This is a genomic window from Vibrio sp. 03_296, from assembly GCF_002265885.1.
On sequence record NZ_NPKW01000602.1, the window covers coordinates 1 to 1,216 of the forward strand.

Annotated in this window: 3 protein-coding genes and 2 pseudogenes; all 5 read right to left on the minus strand. The window is 43.4% G+C overall.

All coding sequences use genetic code 11. The features are described 5' to 3' along the window. Positions 1-144 (minus strand): annotated as a pseudogene (locus CIK04_RS34120) (aminotransferase DegT); the annotation flags it as partial. A 12-nt stretch (positions 145-156) separates the two neighbouring features. Continuing rightward, complete coding sequence (locus CIK04_RS26515) at positions 157-357, minus strand: hypothetical protein (RefSeq protein ID WP_128824718.1); 201 nt, start codon at positions 355-357, stop codon at positions 157-159. A 42-nt stretch (positions 358-399) separates the two neighbouring features. Next, positions 400-627, minus strand: a complete 228-nt coding sequence (locus CIK04_RS26520; RefSeq protein WP_128824719.1) for a hypothetical protein — start codon at positions 625-627, stop codon at positions 400-402. Then, positions 620-793 (minus strand): polysaccharide biosynthesis protein, encoded by a 174-nt coding sequence (locus tag CIK04_RS26525; RefSeq protein ID WP_325205857.1) that lies wholly within the window; start codon positions 791-793, stop codon positions 620-622. The genes CIK04_RS26520 and CIK04_RS26525 overlap by 8 nt, the downstream gene beginning before the upstream one ends. 220 nt (positions 794-1,013) lie before the next feature. Then, a pseudogene (locus tag CIK04_RS34125) lies at positions 1,014-1,216 on the minus strand (UDP-N-acetylglucosamine 4,6-dehydratase); the annotation flags it as partial.

Here is a 1,216-nt window from a genome sequence, read left to right on the forward strand (position 1 = left end):
CATCTGGAGACAAACGTGCTTTCAATGGTTTCCATTTACATACGCTTTCCTCAATTGCCCGCGAAAAGTAGGGGCATGCAATGGAATAAAATCTTGGGTTTGGTATTGGTCGCGTACAAACTCAACCAGTAACTGTGCGTTCATTCTTCTTCACCCTTACATCTTGCTATCGAGGTATTTGCCCGTTTCTTTATGACCGAAGTCAGGGATCATCGTAAAGAAGAGCGCCACAATCTGCTCTTTGCTCCAAGCTCGTTGATCTTTCATTTGGGCAATTTGTTCTTCAAAAAGACTCAACAGCTCCGGTTGGTACAGAGATTCATTTTTGATGATGCCCAAATTTTCAAAACGTGCCATATCAAGCACTTCTTTATCAGTGAAAACTCATTCGAAATCCTTTCACCCGTCTGTATCACTTTCGGTGAAAAGACAAGGCCATTTGCCTTGTGCTGGTAGCGTTTTCGCCAGTTCACGAGCTTCATCTTCATCCGCGCATAAATGCGGCTCGTAGCCTCTTTGTTTTAGGTATTTCACCGCAATGTCTGCAAATGTAATCAGATGCAATGCTTCACTGAGTTTCGGGAAGAAAATGTCGCGATTTTCACCAAAATACACGACATCAAACACAGCTCACCCGATTCTTGAGGAGTGACAAATAACGTTGATATCGTTGGTGCGACAATCGGCTGATTTTTTGGATACGTTGGTTAAAACCATGCAACAGTGAACCATCAGAAAAGGCCACGTTAGCAAAACGCGCAGTTGAGATGGCAATTTGCTCACTCTTACGCATCAAGAACATTTCCATAATGCGTTTGGACGCCCCCATCATATTGACTGGGTTGGCCGCCTTTATCCGTCGAGACGACAGAAGTACTTTTTAACGCCAGCATCAATCGACTGTTGAATCGTCTTATCAGTGTTGAATACATTGACATCGATCATTCGCATTAAGGTAAATGGGATCTTTCTCACTGCGAACATGCTTAAGTGCAGATAAGTTCAATACGTAGTCATATTGGACCATCCGCCTTAATAAACGCATCATACTCAATAGAGCCGATGYCCAACGCGAATGTTTGGAAATCACCATCTATGTAACCGAATGAACTGCGAATATCGCGGACCAACTCCACCATATTGTTCTCGCTGATATCAACAACGTGCAAYTYCTGCGGATGACGCTTAAAGATTTCTTTAGTGACCGCTTGGCCAA